The organism is Ectopseudomonas oleovorans, from assembly GCF_003052605.1.
GTDB lineage: Bacteria > Pseudomonadota > Gammaproteobacteria > Pseudomonadales > Pseudomonadaceae > Aquipseudomonas > Aquipseudomonas oleovorans_A.
The window spans coordinates 35,903-54,797 of sequence record NZ_QASO01000114.1 but is presented as its reverse complement, the minus strand read 5'-3'; the positions used below and the strand labels follow the sequence as shown (position 1 = coordinate 54,797).

Sequence of the window (18,895 nt, the reverse complement as noted above, 5' to 3'; positions counted from 1 at the left end):
GTCATCAGTCGATCACCCGTCCTTTGAGAGCGAAGAGGCCTTGCGGGCGTTTCTGGATAAACAGAATGATCAGCGCGAGGATGAGGATCTTGCCGAGTACCGCACCGATCTGCGGCTCGAGGAATTTGTTCACCACGCCCAGGCCGAAGGCGGCCAGCACGCTACCGGCCAGTTGGCCGACGCCGCCGAGTACCACCACCAGGAAGGAATCGATGATGTAGCTCTGGCCGAGGTCCGGGCCGACGTTGCCGATCTGGCTCAGGGCCACGCCGCCGAGGCCGGCGATGCCCGAGCCGAGACCGAAGGCCAGCATGTCCACGCGTCCGGTGGGCACGCCGCAGCAGGCGGCCATGTTGCGGTTCTGGGTTACCGCGCGCACGTTCAGGCCCAGGCGTGTCTTGTTCAGCAGCAGCCAGGTCAGCAGCACGACGAACAAGGCGAAGCCGATAATGACGATGCGGTTGTAGGGCAGTACCAGGTTCGGCAGCACCTGCATGCCGCCGGACAACCAGGCCGGGTTGGCCACTTCGACGTTCTGCGCGCCGAAGGTGACGCGTACCAGTTGAATCAGGATCAGGCTGATACCCCAGGTGGCCAGCAGGGTTTCCAAAGGGCGACCGTAGAGGTGGCGGATCACCGTGCGCTCCAGCGCCATGCCGATGCAGGCGGTGACCACAAAGGCGATCGGCAACGCAGCCAGTGGGTAGAGCGTGAGGTATTCGGGCGCCAGGCGTTGGAAGCTCAGCTGCACCACGTAGGTGGTGTAGGCGCCCAGCATCAGCATCTCGCCGTGGGCCATGTTGATCACCCCGAGCAGGCCGAAGGTAATGGCCAGGCCCAGCGCTGCGAGCAGCAGTATCGAGCCCAGCGACAGGCCGCTGAAGGCCTGGCCGAGCAGTTCGCCGATCAGCAGTTTGTTCTTCACCTGGGCCAGGCTCTGCTCGGCAGCGGCGCGCACGGCGCTATCGCTTTCCGCGCCATCGAGCAGGCTTTGCAGGCGGGTGCGCGCCAGCGGGTCGCCGGTCTTGCCCAGGCGCTCCACGGCCGCCAGGCGCACGGCCGGGTCGCTGGCCTCCAGTTGCAGGTTGGCCAGGGCCAGGGTGATGGCGTCACGCACGTTCTCGTCGGCTTCCATGCTCAGGCGGTTTTCCAGCAGCGGCAGCAGTGTCGGCGGCGTGTTGCGTTGCAGTTGCTTGGCCGCAGCGAGGCGCACGGCGGCATCGTCATCGAGCAACTGATGGCTGGCCACGGCGAAGGTGACCAGGCCGCGTAGGCGGTTGTTCAGGCGCAGTTTGCGTGGCGTGCCATTGGCTTCTGCGTCGCCATCGGCGGCCTGCCAGGTGCCGTCCTGTTCGATGAAGGCACGTTTGTCGGCATCGCTGCCGACGCGGCCCTGCTGCAGGGCTTGCAGCAGTGGCATGCGTTCGGTGTTGGGCGTGGCGGCCCAGTCCTGCAGCAGTTTGGCCTGTTTGCTGGCGTTGGCAGCGACGAAATTGTCGGCCTCGCCAGCCTGCGCCGTCAGTGGCAGCAACAGCAGCAGGCTCAGAAAAATTCGGGTAAGGGCAGTGGGCATAAGGGGGTCCTTGATGGCCTGTAGGAGCCCGCTTGCGGGCGATCAGGGTGATCGCTGGCAAGCCAGCTCCTACAGGTTTACAGCGGGTGAGAACCGTAGAATCAGTTCGACTTCACCGGGGTATCGGCTTTCTTGTCGTTGCCTTCGATGTACGGGCTCCACGGCTGGGCGCGGATCGGGCCTTCGGTTTCCCAGACCACGGAGAACTGACCGTCTTCCTGGATCTCGCCGATCATCACCGGCTTGTGCAGGTGGTGGTTCTTCTCGTCCATCTTCAGGGTGAAGCCGCTCGGGGCCGCGAATTCCTGGCCGGCCATGGCTTCGCGCACCTTGTCGACGTCGGTGGTGCCGGCCTTCTCGACCGCTTGCGCCCACATGTGGATGCCCACGTAGGTGGCTTCCATCGGGTCGTTGGTCACCACGGTGTCGGCGTTCGGCAGCTTCTTGGCCTTGGCGTAGGCTTTCCAGTCGGCGACGAACTTCTCGTTGACCGGGTTCTCCACGGACTGGAAGTAGTTCCAGGCCGCCAGGTGGCCGACCAGTGGCTTGGTGTCGATGCCGCGCAGTTCTTCTTCACCCACGGAGAAGGCCACCACCGGCACTTCGGTGGCTTCCAGGCCCTGGTTGGCCAGTTCCTTGTAGAACGGCACGTTGGAGTCGCCGTTCACAGTGGAGACCACAGCAGTCTTGCCGCCAGCAGAGAACTTCTTGATGTTGGCGACGATGGTTTGATAGTCGCTATGACCGAAGGGGGTGTAGACCTCTTCGATGTCCTTGTCGGCGATGCCCTTGCTGTTGAGGAAGGCGCGCAGGATCTTGTTGGTGGTGCGCGGGTAGACGTAGTCGGTGCCGAGCAGGAAGAAGCGCTTGGCGGCGCCGCCGTCTTCGCTGAGCAGGTATTCCACCGCCGGGATGGCCTGCTGGTTTGGCGCTGCACCGGTGTAGAACACGTTCGGCGACATCTCTTCGCCTTCGTACTGCACCGGGTAGAACAGCAGGCCGTTGAGCTCTTCATAGACCGGCAGCACGGATTTGCGCGATACCGAGGTCCAGCAGCCGAAGGTCACCGCGACCTTGTCCTGGGTCAGCAACTGGCGGCCACGCTCGGCGAACAGTGGCCAGTTCGACGCCGGGTCGACCACCACCGGCTCGAGTTGCTTACCGAGCACGCCGCCCTTGGCGTTGATCTCGTCGATGGTCATCAGCGCCATGTCTTTCAGCGAGGTTTCCGAGATGGCCATGGTGCCGGACAGCGAGTGCAGGATGCCGACCTTGATGGTCTCGGCGGCCTGGATGGACCAGCTCAGGCCCATGGCGGCGATGGAGGCGGAAAGGGTAAAGGCCTTGATCAGGCTGCGACGTTGCATGGTGCGTTCTCCATTCTCATCTTGAGTAAGTGGACAGCGTTGTTATTGGTCATACGTGAAGGTCATGGCCTGGCTGCTCCGGCATCGGCTCTACGCGCCGGCAAGCGCCGTGTCGCTTGTGCAAGCGAGCAAATGCACCTGCGTTGCTGACCTCTATAAGGCCCTTCAGCAATTGCTGTGCCTCTTCCGCACGATGAGTCAGGATCGCCGGCGCCGCTCAGCTCGATACGCTGCGTCTGGACGCGGTGCAGCCGCCCCGCAATGCGCGCCTGCGCGTGGATTTCGGGGGGGGGCGCGGGGCTTTTCGTGATTGCCTGTGATTGGCCGTGACCGGTTGCGCCAGGGCTTAGGCGGCAACGCCGATGCCCTGTCTTGTGCACCATTCAGGTGCGAATCAGCGCCTGCGGTGCAGGCAGGTGTTCATCCGTGGGGCGCTGGCAGGGACGGCGCGCCGCTTCGAGTTCGAGCGCGTCGAGCCGGGCGAATATTCGCAGGCGACCCTGCCAGGCGCGGCGCAAGTGCGCCTGGAGAAACTCTTCGCGTTGCAGGCGATGCAGGGCGCGTCGCCGCTCGTTTGCGGATTGAGAGTTGTGGCCGGGGCGTGATAGACGCGATTGCTGCGAACAGCCTGCCCTGGACGTTGGCGCAGGCGTTCGTCAGGTATCGGGGTTTCAGAGCACCAGGTAGTTCTTCACCCCGGTGAAGATGATCTGCGCCGCCAGGGCGCAAACGAACAGCCCCATCAGGCGGCTGACGATCTGCAGACCCTGGTCGCCAAGCAGGCGTTCGAACTGGTTGGACAGGTACAGCACCACGCCCACGGTGAGGCTGGCGAGGAAGATCGCCGCCACGGCCACCAGCTTGTCGTCCCAGTGCGGCTGGCTGGCGCCCATCAGCAACAGGGCGCCGATGGTGCCAGGGCCGACGGTGATGGGGATGGTCAACGGGACGATGGTCACGTCCTGCTGCACGTTATCGCTCTGCACAGCCGATTTGCCCTGGGCCATGCCCAGGGCGGAGATGAACAGCACGCTGCCTGCGCCGATACGGAAGGCGTCGATGGTGATGCCGAACAGGGTGAAGATGTGTTTGCCGAACAGGTACAGCAGCACGCTGGCGATCAGCGTCGCCAGCGCCACCTTCCAGGCCAGACGCTTGCGCTCCCTGAGGGTGTAGCCGCGGCTCAGGCCGATAAAGCAGGACAGGACGAAGAAGGGGCTGTAGAGCACCAGCATCTTCAGGTACAGGCTGAACATATCGGCCATGGGGACTCGCTTGAGATGGGTGGACTGAGGTAGGGCGGATCGGAACGCCGACCGCTCGTAGCGAAGCGAACAGTCCGCCGCTCTTCGTCACAGCGCAAATCCAGCGGCGTACTGCTTCGCGTGTACGCCCTACGATACCTCGCGCTGGCGGCGCAACTCGCGTTCGGCGATCCAGTGCTCGATCAGCTCGCGCAATTGTGACAGCTCCACCGGCTTGGACATATGTCCGTCCATGCCGACGGCACGGGCGCGCTCCTTGTGTTCGCTGAGGATGTGCGCGGTCAGCGCCACCACCGGTGTACGCGGGCGCTTCTGGCTCTTTTCCCAGGCACGCAGTTGTTCGGTAGCGGAAAAACCATCGAGCACCGGCATTTCGCAATCCATCAGCACCAGGTCATAGGGCTGCGCCTTGATCGCGCTGAGGGCTTCCTCGCCGTTGCTGGCGGTGTCCGGCTTGAGGTTGAGCTTGCCGAGCATGCCGCGAATCACCTTGGTGGAGATGCTGTTGTCCTCGGCGACCAGGATGCGGAAGTCGCTCGGCACGTTCAGGGGCATGCTCACCGGCGTCGGTGCGGCCTGCGCCGGCGCATCGTTGGGGCGCTGCGCCAGTTCGTCGGCCAGGGTGGTCTTGAGCGTGTAGCCGGCCACCGGCTTGGCCAGGATGCGCTTGATCCCGGCGTTACGGGCGATCACCTTGCTCGGCGCATGGCTGATGCCAGTGAGCATGATGATCAGAATGTCGTGATTGAGGCTAGGGTCTTCCTTGATCTTCGCTGCCAGTTGCATGCCGCTCATGCCGGGCATGTCCTGGTCGAGCAGCACCGCGTCGAAGTATTCGCGCATGTGTGCCTTGGTGCGCAGCAGCGCCAGCGCTTCCTTGCCGGACGCTACGGTGCTGACCTGCATGCCCCAGGCATTGCATTGCTGCATCAGGACCTTGCGGCAGGTGTCGTTGTCGTCCACCACCAGCAGGCGTGCGCCCTGTAGCGGGCTGTCCAGATCGGGTTCCGGCTGCTCCAGGCGGGTGGCGTCCAGTGGCAGGGTCAGCCACAGGGTGGTGCCCTGACGGCCACTGCCCTGAATGCCGAACTCGCCGCCCATCAGGCGCACCAGCTGGCGCGCAATGATCAGGCCCAGGCGCCCGCCCAGACGGGTGGCGGAAAGGAAGTCGCGACTCTGCAGTTCGACGTTGAGCAGCGCCTTTCGCTCCTCGGCCTGTAACGGCGTGCCGCTGTCCTGCACGGCAATGCGCAGGCGCTGCTGGCCATCGCTGTTGTCCAGTGCGGCGACCAGCAGAATCTCGCCCTCGTCAGTCTGCTTGAAGGCGTTGTCCAGCAGGCTCAGCAGTGCCTGGCGCAGGCGCGTGGGGTCACCGCTGATGACGCGCGGCACCTGTGGCTGGATGAAACTGATCAGCTCCACGCGCTGCTGCTCGGCCTTGGCGCGGAAGATGTCGAGACAGTCCTCGATCAGCGCACCGAGGTCGAACTGCACATCGTCCAGTTCGATCTGCCCGGATTCCAGCTTGGAGATGTCGAGGATTTCGTTGATCAGGGTGAGCAGCTCGTTGCCCGAGCTGTGGATGGTCTGCACGTAGTCGCGCTGCTTGGCCGACAGCGGCGTGCCCAGCAGCAGTTCGGTCATGCCCAGCACCCCGTTCATCGGGGTGCGGATTTCGTGGCTGATCTTGGCCAGGAACTCGGCCTTGGCCCGCAGCTCGGCGCTGCTGGCCGCCAGGGCGGTGCTCTCCTGCAGGGTGTCGTTGTGGATCTGCCGTTGGCGTTCGGTCAATGACACGCTGAGGATCAGACCGGCCAGGGTCGCGACACTGAACACACCGAGTACCAGCCAGCCTGGATTGAGCTGATCGAAACCGAGCAGCACGGGTACGAAGAAGCCGAAGCCGAGGTTGAACACCACCATGCCGACGGTGATCAGGCGCGCCGGCTGATAGCCCGAGCGCCAGTGCAGCGCACTCACCAGCAGCAGGTTGATCGCGCTCAGGGCCACCAGCAGGTAGACCAGCGAGCTGTACCAGAGCAGACCGGTGACGGTGATGCACAGGGCGTAGACCACAATCAGCAGGGCATTGCCCTGCAGCAGGCGATTGAGTGGGCTGTGCTGCACCGGTGTGCCGTGCATGAAACCGAGGCCGAAAGCCAGCGCGCTGAACGCGGCGAACAGGGCCGAGAGGTCGGCGATCAGGGACTGGTTGTAACCCAGGCTGGGTAACCACTGGGCGAAGATGCCGAGGTTGGCCGACGAGCACACGGCCAGGCCGATGTTCACCCCGGCCAGCCACAGGCCACTGGCGCTGCGGCTGTAGATGAAGCGGATGAGGTTGTACAGGGTCAGCAGCAACAGCGCGCCGAACAGCATGCCGTAAAGGTAGGCGGGCTTTTCCAGGCTGACCAGCTCGGCCTGGTCCATGACCTTGAACCAGGTCATCAGCGGATGGTTGGAGGTCAGGCGAACATAGGCGACGCGGGCCTGGCCGTCATTCGGCAGGGGCATCAGGTAGAAACGCGACGGTAGCGGTCGCGAGTCCAGCGGCATGGCTTCGCCGGTGTGCAGGTTCTGCTCCAGTTGGCCGTCTTTCAGCAGGTAGTAATCGAGGTACTGCACCCGTGGCGAGAAGATCCACAGCCAGGCAGGTTGCTGCTGTGGCGCCAGTTCGGCGCGAAGCCAGACGGCGTGGTCACTGGGTGGGAAGGTGAAGGACTGTTTGCTCAGCGGCTTGAACTGTTGGCGCTGGGCGCGTACTTCTTCGAGGCCCAGGCGGGCGCTGGCGTCGACCAGATAGGACCAGCCATGCGCGATTGTCGGGGCTGAGTTCGCACTGGCTGTCAGGGCAAGGCCGAGCAACAGCAAGCTGGCGAGTAGTCCGATGGCAGTCCTGAGCCGGCGCACGGGAAAATCCTTCTAAATGAGTGGCCGGATTATAGCCAAGCATTTGTTCGGGGGAATACGGCGCGGCGGGGCTTTTTATGGCCTGTCGCGCCGTATTCCCTGAGCCGCCTCAGCCTCAGCCTCAGCCTCAGCCTTCGCCGCGCTCGCGGGCGATGGCGCGGTAGCCGATGTCGTTGCGGTGGAACATACCGTTCCAGCGAATCTTCTCGGCCAGGCGGTAGGCTTGCTGCTGGGCATCGGCGACGCTGGCGCCGATGGCGGTGGCGCATAGCACGCGGCCGCCAGCGGTGACGATCTGGCCGTCCTTCAGTGCGGTACCGGCGTGGAACACCTTGCCGTCGAGCTTGGCGGCTTCATCCAGACCTTCGATGACATCGCCCTTGGCGTAGTCGCCCGGGTAGCCACCGGCGGCCAGCACCACGCCCACGGTCGGACGCGGGTCCCAGGTCGCTTCGACTTTGTCCAGCGCCTTGGCCAGGGCGGCCTCGACCAGCAGCACCAGGGAGCTTTCCAGGCGGCACATGATCGGCTGGGTTTCCGGGTCACCGAAGCGGCAGTTGAACTCAATGACCTTGGGCTTGCCGGCCTTGTCGATCATCAGGCCGGCATAGAGGAAGCCGGTGTAGACGTTGCCTTCGCTGGCCATGCCGCGCACGGTGGGGTAGATCACCTCGTCCATCACGCGCTTGTGTACTTCGGCGGTGACCACCGGTGCCGGCGAGTAGGCGCCCATGCCGCCGGTGTTGGGGCCGGTATCGGCGTCGCCGACGCGCTTGTGGTCCTGGCTGGTGGCCATCGGCAGCACGTTCTCGCCGTCGACCATGACGATGAAGCTGGCTTCTTCGCCATCGAGGAACTCCTCGATCACCACACGCGAACCGGCTTCACCGAAGGCATTGCCGGCGAGCATGTCGCGCACGGCGTCTTCGGCCTCACTCAGGGTCATGGCGACGATCACGCCCTTGCCTGCAGCCAGGCCGTCGGCCTTGATCACGATCGGAGCGCCTTTCTCGCGCAGGTAGGCCAGTGCCGGCTCGATCTCGGTGAAGTTCTGGTAGTCGGCAGTCGGGATCTTGTGGCGTGCCAGGAAATCCTTGGTGAAGGCCTTGGAGCCTTCCAGCTGGGCGGCAGCGGCGGTGGGGCCGAAGATGTCCAGGCCGCGCGTACGGAACAGGTCGACCACGCCTTTGACCAGCGGCGCTTCCGGGCCGACGATGGTCAGTTGCACGTTCTGCTCAGCAAAATCAGCAAGCTGTTCTATGGCCAGCACGTCGATGGCGACGTTCTGGCACTTGGCTTCCACGGCAGTGCCGGCGTTGCCTGGAGCAACGAAGACCTTCTCGACGCGCGGATCCTGCGCCACTTTCCAGGCCAGGGCGTGTTCACGACCGCCGCTGCCGATGATCAATACATTCATTGCATTCTCCTGGATCGTTCCCACGTTCTGCGTGAGGAGGATCAGTCTGTGCTGTTTGTAGGAGCCGGCTTGCCGGCGATGCTTTGCGGGTTGATCGCCCGCAAGCGGGCTCCTACGTCTCGCCTGTGTGCAGGGTGGATCTGGATCGTTCCCACGCTCTGCGTCCCAGGCTGCGCGCCCACGCAGAGCGTGGGCACAATCATCAATGGCGGAAGTGGCGCATGCCGGTGAACACCATGGCAATGCCGGCCTCATCGGCGGCGGCGATCACCTCGTTGTCGCGCATCGAGCCACCTGGCTGGATCACCGCGGTGATACCGGCCTTGGCGGCGTTGTCGATGCCGTCGCGGAACGGGAAGAAGGCGTCCGAGGCCATCACCGCGCCCTGCACCGGCAGGCCGGCATGCTCGGCCTTGATCGCGGCGATGCGCGCGGAGTTGACGCGGCTCATCTGGCCGGCGCCGACACCGACGGTCTGGCGGTTCTTGGCGTAGACGATGGCGTTGGATTTGACGAACTTGGCCACTTTCCAGGCGAAGATCAGGTCATGGATTTCCTGCTCGCTCGGCGCGCGCTGGGTGACGATCTTCAGGTCTTCTGCCTTGATCATGCCGATGTCGCGGCTCTGTACCAGCAGACCGCCATTGACGCGCTTGAAGTCCCAACCAGCAGCGCGTTCAGCCGGCCATTCGCCGCATTCGAGCAGGCGTACGTTGGCCTTGGCGGCCACCACTTCACGGGCGGCGGCGGAGATTTTTGGGGCGATGATCACTTCGACGAACTGACGCTCGACGATGGCTTTGGCGGTTTCACCGTCCAGCTCGCGGTTGAAGGCGATGATGCCGCCGAAGGCCGACTCGGTGTCGGTGGCGTAGGCCAGGTCGTAGGCCTTGCGGATGCCGCCCTCGTCTTCCGGTACCACGGCGACGCCGCAGGGGTTGGCGTGCTTGACGATGACGCAGGCCGGCTTGACGAAGCTCTTCACGCATTCCAGCGCGGCGTCGCTGTCGGCGACGTTGTTGAACGACAGTTCCTTGCCTTGCAGTTGCACGGCGGTGGAGACGCTGGCTTCGCCCTTCTTCGCCTCGACGTAGAACGCCGCGCTCTGGTGCGGGTTCTCGCCGTAGCGCATTTCCTGTGCCTTGACGAACTGGCTGTTGAAGGTGCGCGGGAAGGCGCCGCGACCTTCGGTGGACAGGGTGTCACGTGCCTGGTCGATGGTGCCCAGGTAGTTGGCGATCATGCCGTCGTAGGCAGCGGTGTGTTCGAAGGCCTTCAGCGCCAGGTCGAAACGCTGGGCGTAGCTCAGGCCGCCGGCCTTGAGGGAGGCGACGATGCCGGCGTAGTCGCCGGTGTTGACCACGATGGCGACGTCCTTATGGTTCTTCGCCGCGCTGCGGACCATGGTCGGGCCGCCGATGTCGATGTTCTCGATGGCGTCGGCCAGGTCGCAATCGGGCTTGGCCACGGTGGCTTCGAAGGGATAGAGGTTGACCGCGACCAGGTCGATCGGCTTGATGCCGTGCTGTTCCATCACCGCGCCGTCCAAGGCGCGACGGCCGAGGATGCCGCCGTGGATCTTCGGGTGCAGGGTCTTCACGCGGCCGTCCATCATTTCCGGGAAACCGGTGTAGTCAGCGACTTCCACTGCGGCCACGCCGTTGTCCTTGAGCAGCTTGTAGGTGCCGCCGGTGGAGAGGATCTCGACACCGAGGGCGGCCAGCTCGCGGGCGAAGTCGAGGACACCGGTCTTGTCGGAAACGCTGATCAGCGCGCGGCGGACGGGCAGAAGGGTGGTCTGGTCGGTCATTTCACTATCCATCAGAGCGGGGATATCAGCAAAAAAGGCGGCTCATGCGGGCCGCCCTTTTCGGGAGTTCGGGTTACAGCAGGTCGTACTGCTTGAGCTTCTTGCGCAGCGTGCCACGGTTCAGGCCGAGCAGCTCGGAGGCCTTGGTCTGGTTACCTTTCACGTAATTCATGACGGTTTCCAGCAGTGGCGCTTCGACTTCGGTGAGCACCAGGTTGTACACGTCGGTGACGTCAGCACCCTCGAGATGGGCGAAGTAGTTGTGCAGCGCCTTCTCCACGGCGCCGCGCAGGGTCTGACCCTCTTCGCTTGGCGTGTTCAGGTGCTGTTTAAGGCTGGTGTTGTCACTCACGGGTGCAATTCCACTCACTAGGGTCTCTGTCATCAACGTCATGCGGCCACCTCGTTTTCATCGTTGTGCCGTTCGCGGAAGAACGCGCGAACGTGGGCGCACTGTGCGTCCGTGCTGTCCAGACGGTTGAACTGGGCGCGAAACTCCCTGGCGCCCGGCAGGGTTGCCAGATACCAGCCGACATGCTTGCGGGCGATGCGTACGCCCATCAATTCGCCATAGAAGGCGTGCAGTGCGGCAAGGTGTTCCAGCAGAATGCGTTCCACTTCGAGCAGGCTCGGTGCCGGCAGGCTCTCGCCGGTACGCAGGTAGTGCTCGATTTCACGGAAGATCCACGGCCTGCCCTGGGCGGCGCGACCGATCAGCAAGGCGTCGGCGCCGGTGGCGTCGAGCACGGCCTTGGCTTTTTCCGGGGAGTCGATGTCGCCATTGGCGAACACCGGAATCGATACCGCCTGCTTGATGGCGGCGATGGTGTCGTACTCGGCTTCGCCGGTGTACAGATCGGCGCGGGTGCGGCCGTGTACGGACAGTGCAGCAATGCCGGCATCTTCGGCGATTTTCGCCACGGTAATGCCGTTCTTGTTCTGGCGGTCCCAGCCGGTACGAATCTTCAGGGTCACCGGCACGTCCACCGCACCGACCACGGCAGCGAGGATTTCCCGTACCAGCGGCTCGTCACGCAGCAGGGCGGAGCCGGCGGCCTTGTTGCAGACCTTCTTGGCTGGGCAGCCCATGTTGATGTCGATGATCTGCGCTCCTAACTCGACGTTCTTGCGTGCTGCGTCGGCCATCATCTGCGGGTCGCCACCGGCGATCTGTACCGAGCGCGGCTCGGGATCACCGGCGTGCAGCAAACGCAGGCTGGACTTGCGGCTATTCCAGAGGCGCACATCGCTGGTGACCATCTCCGACACCACCAGGCCGGCACCGAGACGGCGGCACAGCTGGCGGAACGGGCGATCGGTGACGCCGGCCATGGGAGCCAGGATCAACCGATTGGGCAATGTGTAGGGGCCAATACGTGGGGCCGACATGGGGCGTCCCTGCTTGTTGGTGCGCAGTTGAGACAAAGGGCGATCAACACCTGCCCTCCACTGTGTCCTCAGGGGAAACTGCGGTGGGTCGGTGCTCGCGAAAGGGTGGGCATGATACCCGCTCTGGATGACTGGATAAAGGTCGTTTTGAACAAATTCTGAACAGCTATGGGCTTATCGCCAGCAGTTAGATGGAAGCTCTGCGACCACGGGTCGCAGAGCCTGCAGGCTATTCGGGGGAGTGGAAGCTGAGGCTGTAGTTGACCGCACGGGGGCCCGGGTCGAGGATGTCCAGCGAGATATGGATGGGCGTTTGCGGCGGCATTTCGCTCTGCCCGGCCAGCTCGCCAGCGAGGTATTCGCTGGGTTTGAAGCGGCGGCTGGCGACCAGCTGGCCGCCCAGATCGGCGAAGCGCATTTCCAGCAGCGGGAAGGGCTGGGCGAAGGGTGCGCGGTTGTAGAGGATGGCGTCGACGATCAGCGCGCCGGAGAACTCCGGGTGGCTGCGCACCACCAGATTGCTGCTGCGAATCTGGCCGATATCGACTTTCGATGGCAATGTGCAGCCGATGTTCGGACACAGCTGTTCGAACCAGGGGCGATAACGCTCCTGACGCGCCAGTTCATCGAAGTTGTAGGCGGCGTATTGCGCCAGCAGGCCGGCTGCAGCCAATAGGTTGAGCAGGCCCCAGCCGAACACGCGCCCCCAGACGATGCCCTGTGGCTGACGCCATTCGAGTTGCAGAGGTTCGTCGTCCAGATCGAACAGTCGTTCCTCGCGCAGGCCAGGCTCGTTGCGCGTGAGCTTGGGCTCTTCGCGTTCGCTGTGCGGAACTTCGTCCGTCTGCGCCTGCTCCAGCGGTTCGTCATCGAGGCTACCCAGGCGCGGTTCGTCGGCTTCCTCTAGGAGCTCGACAACGGGCTGTTTGTGCGTTGTGGTGGGTGGCGCAGGCTCGGCCATTCTACGTTCCGCTGCAGCCGCCGCTGGCGGTTGTGCGTCAGTTTCCTGCAGCTCGAAGCGTGCGCGCTCAGGTTTTACCGGCTCGTCACGCAGCAGGGCTTCAGTCCAGGATTCATCGTGGATGTCCTTGGGGTCGTCTACGCCACTGTCCTCGAAGCGTTCGGCTGGGCGCGGCGCCCGTTCCAGGGCAAGAAACTGCTGCGACAGCTGCTGTTCCTGCTCTTCCAGTCTGGCCAGTTCCTCATCGAGATCGAGGCTATCGAGGTCCAGGTCGTCATGAATCCACAGCGTATCGTCGACCGCTTTCTTGGCTGCTGGCTTGCTGCCGGTGCCGGCGTGAAACTGTTGCGCCGCCGCGCTGGGTGCTTTGACTGCTGCGCTTGTCGTGGTGGGGCCGAACAGCTGTTCGGCGGCGTTGAACACGTGCAGGCAGGCCCCACAGCGCACGACGCCATGGGCAGCAGCCAGCTGCGCCTGGCTGACGCGGAAGTTGGTGCGGCAATGGGGGCACTGGGTAACGTGGCTTTCGCTCATGCGCGGGTCCGGAAAATCCAAGCAACTAGTCTAACGCAAGGATTGCGCGCGCATCAGCGCTTGACGCCGCTGATGCGTACCCAGCCGTCCTTGCTGGCGGTCGGATCAAGGTCGAAGGCGCCGGCGTAGGCGGCGCGAACGTCTTCGGCCTGTTCGGCGAGGATGCCCGACAGTGCCAGGCGCCCACCGCTTTTGACCAGCGCAGTGATCTGCGGTGCCAGTGAAACCAGCGGGCCGGCAAGGATATTGGCGACGACCACGTCGGCCGGTTGCTGCGGCATATCCGCCGGCAGATAGACCGGGAAACGAGCGGGGGCGATGCCATTACGCGAGGCGTTGTCGCGGGAGGCCTCCAGCGCCTGCGGGTCGATATCGGTGCCCACGGCCTGCGGTGCGCCGAGCAACAGGGCGGCGATCGCCAGGATGCCCGAGCCGCAGCCGAAATCGAGCACGCTGCAGTTATCGAGCTTCTGGCCGTCGAGCCACTCCAGACACAGCGCGGTGGTCGGGTGGGTGCCTGTGCCGAAGGCCAGGCCCGGATCGAGCAGCAGGTTGACCGCATCCGGCTCCGGCGCGGCGTGCCAGCTCGGCACGATCCACAGGCGCTGGCCAAAGCGCATCGGCTGGAAGCCATCCATCCAGCTGCGTTCCCAGTCCTGATCCTCGATGCGCTCGACATGATGCTCCGGCAGTGCGCCGCCACACAGCAGTTGCAGGTGGGCGAGCAGTGCGGTCTCGTCGGTGTCGGCCTCGAACAGGGCCAGCAGGTGGGTGTTCGACCACAGCGGGGTGGTGCCCAGATCCGGCTCGAAGATCGGCTGATCTTCGGCGTCCATGAAGGTTACCGATACGGCGCCCACTTCCAGCAGCGCATCCTCGTAGGTTTCTGCCTGCTCAGGAGTGATGGCGAGACGGACTTGTAACCAGGGCATGGAAAACCTCGTGAAGGGCGCGCGTTTGGCCGCGCAGCTTACTTGATGGGGGTGGCGGCTTGCCAGTTCAGCCGCTGAAACGACAGGGGCCGCCCGAAGGCAGCCCCTGTGAAGCAGCGAGTCAGGACTCAGTGCTTGTCCATACCCAGTTTCTTTTCCAGGTAATGGATGTTCACGCCACCTTTGACGAAACCCTTGTCGCGAGTCAGGTCGCGGTGCAGCGGTACGTTGGTCTTGATGCCATCGACCACGATCTCGTCCAGGGCATTGCGCATACGGGCCATGGCTTCGTCACGGTCCTTGCCGAAGGTGATCAGCTTGCCGATCAGCGAGTCGTAGTGCGGTGGAACGCTGTAGCCGCTGTACAGGTGTGAATCGACGCGCACGCCATTACCGCCCGGAGCATGGAAATGCTTGACCTTGCCTGGGCTGGGCATGAAGTTGTCCGGGTCTTCGGCGTTGATCCGGCACTCGACCGAGTGACCGAGGATCTTCACGTCTTCCTGCTTGATCGACAGCTTGTTGCCAGCGGCGATGCTGAGCATCTCCTTGACGATGTCGATACCAGTGACCATCTCGGTGACCGGGTGCTCCACCTGAACGCGGGTGTTCATCTCGATGAAGTAGAAACGACCGTCTTCATAGAGGAACTCGAAGGTGCCGGCGCCACGGTAGCCGATCTCGACACAGGCATCGACGCAGCGCTTGAGCACTTCGGCGCGGGCCTTCTCGTCGATCAGTGGGGCCGGAGCCTCTTCGATCACCTTCTGGTGACGACGCTGCAGCGAGCAGTCGCGGTCGTACAGGTGAATCGCGTTGCCCTGGCCGTCGGACAGCACCTGGACTTCGACGTGGCGCGGGTTGCCGAGGAATTTTTCCAGATAGACCATCGGATTGCCGAACGCAGCACCGGCTTCGGTGCGGGTCAGCTTGGCCGATTTGATCAGGTCTTCTTCCTTGTGCACCACGCGCATGCCGCGACCACCGCCGCCGCCAGCGGCCTTGATGATCACCGGGTAGCCCACTTCACGGGCAATGCGCAGGGCTTCTTCCTCGTCTTCCGGCAGCGGGCCGTCGGAGCCGGGAACTACCGGTACGCCGGTTTTGATCATGGCTTCCTTGGCCGATACCTTGTCGCCCATCAGGCGAATGGTGTCGGCTTTAGGGCCGATGAAGGCGAAACCGGAATTCTCCACCTGTTCGGCGAAGTCGGCGTTCTCGGCGAGAAAGCCGTAGCCCGGGTGGATGCCCGTGGCGCCGGTCAGTTCAGCTGCGCTGATGATCGCCGGGATGTTCAGGTAGGACTGCGCGCCGGCTGCCGGACCAATGCAGACGGACTCGTCGGCCAGGCCCAGGTGCATCAGTTCGCGGTCGGCGGTGGAGTGCACGGCCACCGTCTTGATACCCAGCTCCTTGCAGGCACGCAGGATACGCAGGGCAATTTCGCCACGGTTGGCGATCAGGACTTTTTCCAGCTTCTGCATTGCAGGCTCCCCGGGCATCAAACGATGGTGAACAGGGGCTGGTCGTACTCAACCGGCTGGCCGTTTTCCACCAGGATGGACTCGATCACGCCGCTGGCTTCGGCCTCGATGTGGTTCATCATCTTCATGGCTTCGACGATGCACAGGATGTCGCCTTTCTTCACGGTCTGACCGACTTCAACGAAGTTGGCCGAGGTCGGCGAAGCCGCGCGGTAGAAGGTGCCGACCATCGGCGAGCGCGCGACGGTACCGTTCAGTTTCGGTGCGGCGGCCGGGGCAGCGTCAGCGCTCGGTGCAGCTGCGGCAACCGGGGCGGCGACCGGCGCAGGAGCCTGAGCGTAGACCGGCTGCGGCGCGTAGGCCGGCTGCTTGCTGTGGCGGCTGATACGCACGGACTCTTCGCCCTCTTTGATCTCCAGCTCGTCGATACCGGACTCTTCCAGCAGCTCGATCAGTTTCTTGACTTTACGGATATCCATGAAGGTTCAACTCCCAGAGGTGAGGTAGGACTTGTCTACCAGGCTACGCGTCAGGCGCGCCCGGTCAGTTGTTCGAGTGCCGCTTCCAGGGCCAGCCGATAACCGCTGGCGCCAAGCCCGCAGATCACCCCTACGGCAACGTCTGAAAAGTAGGAGTGATGGCGGAAAGGTTCACGCTTGTGCACGTTGGACAGGTGCACTTCGATGAATGGGATGCTCACCGCCAGCAACGCGTCACGTAATGCGACGCTTGTATGGGTAAAAGCGGCGGGATTGATCAGGATAAAGTCGACACCTTCAGCCTTTGCGGCGTGAATGCGGTCGATCAATTCGTACTCGGCATTGCTCTGCAGATGCAGCAGGTGGTGGCCAGCCTCGCGGGCGCGGCGCTCCAGATCCTGATTGATCTCGGCCAGGGTGGTGGCGCCATATTTGTCGGGCTCGCGGGTGCCCAGCAGGTTGAGGTTGGGGCCGTGCAGCACCAGTAGGGTGGCCATGGTCGCGTTCCTTGTTGTTCGGGCTGCGCAGGACTATGCCGTAGCTGGCCCGATGTCGGCAATAGTCGACACGATGGCCGGCGTTTGCGGCAGAAATATGACTATAGCGTTGGTTTTGGTCGTTGCCAGGCGCTAGCGATGATCGTCTTGGCGGCATTCAGCTACCTGGGGATGGTCTGAAATAGTCGTCATTCCCGCGAAGGCGGGAATCCAGACCCCGCAGTACCTGGACTCCCGCCTTCGCGGGAGTGACGGTTTGGGGCTTTTTCAGCGTTTCCTAGGCGGCTACTTGCCTGATCCAGGCGGCCGGCGAAGGTCGCGGCATCGACCTCACCTACGACACGCAGATCGAGCCATTCGTCACCATTGCCGGCGAACAACTGGATGGCCGGCGGGCCGAACAGTTGGTAGCGGTCCAGCAGGGCGCGCTGGGTGGCGTTGCTTTCGGTTATATCGAAGCGGATCAGGCGCCAGCCGGCCAGTTTGCTGCCCACTTCGGCATTGCCGAACACCTCGCGCTCGATGACCTTGCAACTGATGCACCAGTCGGCGTACCAGTCCAGCAGCAGCGGCTGGCCGGCGGCTTTGGCCTCGGCCAGGGCCGCGTCCAGCTCGGTTGGGCTGCTCAGGGTTTGCCAGGCACCGCTCTTGGCGCTGCTCTGGCTGGCGCCGGCCTGCAACTGGCCGAGTGGTTTGAGCGGATTGGTCGCGCCCTGCAAGGCGCCGACCCAGGCGGCTAGGGCATAGACCAGCAGGGCCAGCCCGACGATCTGGCTGAGCTTCTGCCGGTGCGTCTTGGGGCCGAATTCCAGGGCGCCGAGAAACACCGCCACGCCGCCGGCCAGCAGGCCCCACAGGGCCAGACTCAGACTGCCCGGCAGCACGCGTTCGAGCAGCCACACCGAAACGGCCAGCAGCAGCACACCGAAGGCATTGCGCACCGTGACCATCCAGGTGCCGGTTTTCGGCAGCAGCGCACCACCGCCCACGGCGAACAGCACCAGCGGCGTACCCATGCCGAGGCCCAGGGCAAGCAGTTTCAGGCCGCCGCCCAGGGCATCGCCGCTGGCGCTGATATAGAGCAGGGCACCGACCAGCGGCGCCGAGACGCAGGGGCTGACCAGCAGGCTGGACAGCACGCCGAGCAGGGCTGCATTCACATGCGAGCCGCCATGGGTTTTGCCTGCCAGGCGATCCAGCGGTTCACTGATGAAACGTGGCAGGCGCAGCTCGAACAGGCCGAACATGGCCAGCGCGAAGAAGGCGAAGAAGGCGGCGAAAGGCACCAATACCCAAGCCGATTGCAGGCGAGCCTGCAGATTGAGGCCCGCGCCGAACAGGCCCATCAGCGTACCGAGAATGGCGAAGCAGGCGGCCATCGGCAGGACATAAGCCAGTGACAGAGTCAGGCTGCGCAGGCCGCCCAACTGGCCGCGCAGTACCACGCCGGAGAGAATTGGCAGCATCGGCAGCACGCAGGGGGTGAAGGTCAGCGCCAGGCCGCCGAGGAAGAACAGCGCCAGTACTTTCCAGTTCCAGCCGGATGCCATCGATGCCCCATCGCTGCTGTTGGCAGCAGGCATGTCACCGATCTCGATGAATTCGGTTTCCGGCGGGTAACACAGGCCCTTGTCGGCGCAACCCTGATAATCGACCTGCAGGCGCAGCGGGTGATTGTCCGGGTTATCCAGCGGCACGCGGATATCCAGCACGCCGTAGTACACCTCGACATCGCCGAAGAATTCGTCGTGCTTGGCCTGACCGGCCGGTAATTCGACTTCGCCGAGTGTCAGCTGTGCCGAGTCGACGCTGAAGTTGAAGCGGTGGCGGTAGAGGTAGTAGCCCTCGGCGGCGACGAAACGCAGCGTCACGGCCTGTGTATCGCTGCTGACCAGGCTCAGCTTGAAGGCTTCGCGTACTGGCAGGAAATCGCTGCTGTTGTTCAGCGGTGCACCAAGTGGCGACGCAGCCGGACGCTGATCGAACAGGTTGGCGCTGGCGGGCAGGCTCAGGCAGAGCAGAAGCAGGGGGAGCAGCAGTCGACGCAGTGACATCGGGTCAATATCTCGGCGAAAGGTGGCGGCATGATACCGGAAAGCGCTCAGCCGTATCGTCGTCGCCGCGCCGGGGCGTCGAATGCCGGGGATGAGCTGAACCTTGGAGGAAGCCGGCCTTGCCGAGTTCCCGTGCAGATCAAGCCTGCGCTGCCGTGTCGCAGGCTGTTGAAAAACTATCTGCGTTGCCACTGCTGCGTTAAAAACAGGCTCGTGCGCGAGT

At 63.8% G+C, this 18,895-nt stretch carries 15 protein-coding genes; 1 reads left to right on the top strand and 14 read right to left on the bottom strand.

All coding sequences use genetic code 11. The annotated features are described in order from the left end of the window. Nucleotides 1-4: 4 nt before the first annotated feature. Together urtB and urtA are read right to left on the bottom strand one after the other, a co-directional pair. Nucleotides 5-1,573 (bottom strand): urea ABC transporter permease subunit UrtB, encoded by a 1,569-nt coding sequence (gene urtB, locus DBO86_RS19215; RefSeq protein WP_108234563.1) that lies wholly within the window; start codon nt 1,571-1,573, stop codon nt 5-7. Between the two features lie 101 nt (nt 1,574-1,674). Further along, complete coding sequence (urtA, locus tag DBO86_RS19210; protein WP_108234562.1) at nt 1,675-2,940, bottom strand: urea ABC transporter substrate-binding protein; 1,266 nt, start codon at nt 2,938-2,940, stop codon at nt 1,675-1,677. A 416-nt stretch (nt 2,941-3,356) separates the two neighbouring features. On the opposite strand from urtA, the gene DBO86_RS19200 reads away from it, so the two are divergent. Continuing rightward, entirely contained in the window at nt 3,357-3,545 is a 189-nt protein-coding gene (locus tag DBO86_RS19200) for a hypothetical protein (RefSeq protein ID WP_146173216.1), read from the top strand. Nucleotides 3,546-3,611: 66 nt separating this feature from the next. Here the strand turns inward: DBO86_RS19200 and DBO86_RS19195 are convergent, their stop codons facing one another. From DBO86_RS19195 to dsbD, 12 genes are all read right to left on the bottom strand, one after another. Then, on the bottom strand, nt 3,612-4,205 hold the full coding sequence (locus tag DBO86_RS19195; protein ID WP_167399143.1) for a MarC family protein: 594 nt from the start codon (nt 4,203-4,205) through the stop codon (nt 3,612-3,614). Between the two features lie 129 nt (nt 4,206-4,334). Continuing rightward, complete coding sequence (locus tag DBO86_RS19190) at nt 4,335-7,115, bottom strand: hybrid sensor histidine kinase/response regulator (protein WP_108234560.1); 2,781 nt, start codon at nt 7,113-7,115, stop codon at nt 4,335-4,337. A gap of 127 nt (nt 7,116-7,242) precedes the next feature. Then, the gene (purD, locus tag DBO86_RS19185) at nt 7,243-8,532 is read right to left on the bottom strand and encodes a phosphoribosylamine--glycine ligase (RefSeq protein ID WP_108234559.1); all 1,290 of its coding nucleotides are present in this window, start codon (nt 8,530-8,532) and stop codon (nt 7,243-7,245) included. A 202-nt stretch (nt 8,533-8,734) separates the two neighbouring features. Continuing rightward, nucleotides 8,735-10,342: a bifunctional phosphoribosylaminoimidazolecarboxamide formyltransferase/IMP cyclohydrolase gene (gene purH / locus DBO86_RS19180; RefSeq protein WP_108234558.1), complete on the bottom strand. Its 1,608-nt coding sequence runs from the start codon at nt 10,340-10,342 to the stop codon at nt 8,735-8,737. 73 nt (nt 10,343-10,415) lie between these two features. Next, entirely contained in the window at nt 10,416-10,736 is a 321-nt protein-coding gene (gene fis / locus DBO86_RS19175; RefSeq protein ID WP_026088753.1) for a DNA-binding transcriptional regulator Fis, read from the bottom strand. Further along, the gene (gene dusB / locus DBO86_RS19170) at nt 10,733-11,731 is read right to left on the bottom strand and encodes a tRNA dihydrouridine synthase DusB (RefSeq protein ID WP_108234557.1); all 999 of its coding nucleotides are present in this window, start codon (nt 11,729-11,731) and stop codon (nt 10,733-10,735) included. Before dusB ends, fis begins: the two co-directional genes overlap by 4 nt. A gap of 229 nt (nt 11,732-11,960) precedes the next feature. Further along, the gene (locus DBO86_RS19165; RefSeq protein ID WP_108234556.1) at nt 11,961-13,226 is read right to left on the bottom strand and encodes a DUF3426 domain-containing protein; all 1,266 of its coding nucleotides are present in this window, start codon (nt 13,224-13,226) and stop codon (nt 11,961-11,963) included. A 53-nt stretch (nt 13,227-13,279) separates the two neighbouring features. Beyond that, nucleotides 13,280-14,158 (bottom strand): 50S ribosomal protein L11 methyltransferase, encoded by an 879-nt coding sequence (gene prmA, locus DBO86_RS19160; protein ID WP_108234555.1) that lies wholly within the window; start codon nt 14,156-14,158, stop codon nt 13,280-13,282. A gap of 128 nt (nt 14,159-14,286) precedes the next feature. After that, on the bottom strand, nt 14,287-15,642 hold the full coding sequence (gene accC / locus DBO86_RS19155; RefSeq protein WP_074913863.1) for an acetyl-CoA carboxylase biotin carboxylase subunit: 1,356 nt from the start codon (nt 15,640-15,642) through the stop codon (nt 14,287-14,289). A 17-nt stretch (nt 15,643-15,659) separates the two neighbouring features. After that, a complete protein-coding gene (accB, locus tag DBO86_RS19150; protein WP_004425115.1) occupies nt 15,660-16,121 on the bottom strand; it encodes an acetyl-CoA carboxylase biotin carboxyl carrier protein in 462 nt (153 codons plus the stop codon). 50 nt (nt 16,122-16,171) lie between these two features. Beyond that, entirely contained in the window at nt 16,172-16,618 is a 447-nt protein-coding gene (aroQ, locus tag DBO86_RS19145) for a type II 3-dehydroquinate dehydratase (RefSeq protein WP_108234554.1), read from the bottom strand. Nucleotides 16,619-16,806: 188 nt separating this feature from the next. Continuing rightward, complete coding sequence (gene dsbD / locus DBO86_RS19140) at nt 16,807-18,672, bottom strand: protein-disulfide reductase DsbD (protein WP_244185579.1); 1,866 nt, start codon at nt 18,670-18,672, stop codon at nt 16,807-16,809. Between the last annotated feature and the right edge of the window lie 223 nt (nt 18,673-18,895).

Coding starts and splice junctions, on each gene's coding strand:
- aroQ (WP_108234554.1), bottom strand. CDS start 16,618: ATGGCCACCCTACTGGTGCTGCACGGCCCCAACCTCAACCTGCTGGGC.
- DBO86_RS19195 (WP_167399143.1), bottom strand. CDS start 4,205: ATGGCCGATATGTTCAGCCTGTACCTGAAGATGCTGGTGCTCTACAGC.
- dsbD (WP_244185579.1), bottom strand. CDS start 18,672: ATGTCACTGCGTCGACTGCTGCTCCCCCTGCTTCTGCTCTGCCTGAGC.
- purH (WP_108234558.1), bottom strand. CDS start 10,342: ATGACCGACCAGACCACCCTTCTGCCCGTCCGCCGCGCGCTGATCAGC.
- accC (WP_074913863.1), bottom strand. CDS start 15,642: ATGCAGAAGCTGGAAAAAGTCCTGATCGCCAACCGTGGCGAAATTGCC.
- DBO86_RS19165 (WP_108234556.1), bottom strand. CDS start 13,226: ATGAGCGAAAGCCACGTTACCCAGTGCCCCCATTGCCGCACCAACTTC.
- prmA (WP_108234555.1), bottom strand. CDS start 14,158: ATGCCCTGGTTACAAGTCCGTCTCGCCATCACTCCTGAGCAGGCAGAA.
- urtA (WP_108234562.1), bottom strand. CDS start 2,940: ATGCAACGTCGCAGCCTGATCAAGGCCTTTACCCTTTCCGCCTCCATC.
- fis (WP_026088753.1), bottom strand. CDS start 10,736: ATGACGTTGATGACAGAGACCCTAGTGAGTGGAATTGCACCCGTGAGT.
- dusB (WP_108234557.1), bottom strand. CDS start 11,731: ATGTCGGCCCCACGTATTGGCCCCTACACATTGCCCAATCGGTTGATC.
- accB (WP_004425115.1), bottom strand. CDS start 16,121: ATGGATATCCGTAAAGTCAAGAAACTGATCGAGCTGCTGGAAGAGTCC.
- urtB (WP_108234563.1), bottom strand. CDS start 1,573: ATGCCCACTGCCCTTACCCGAATTTTTCTGAGCCTGCTGCTGTTGCTG.
- purD (WP_108234559.1), bottom strand. CDS start 8,532: ATGAATGTATTGATCATCGGCAGCGGCGGTCGTGAACACGCCCTGGCC.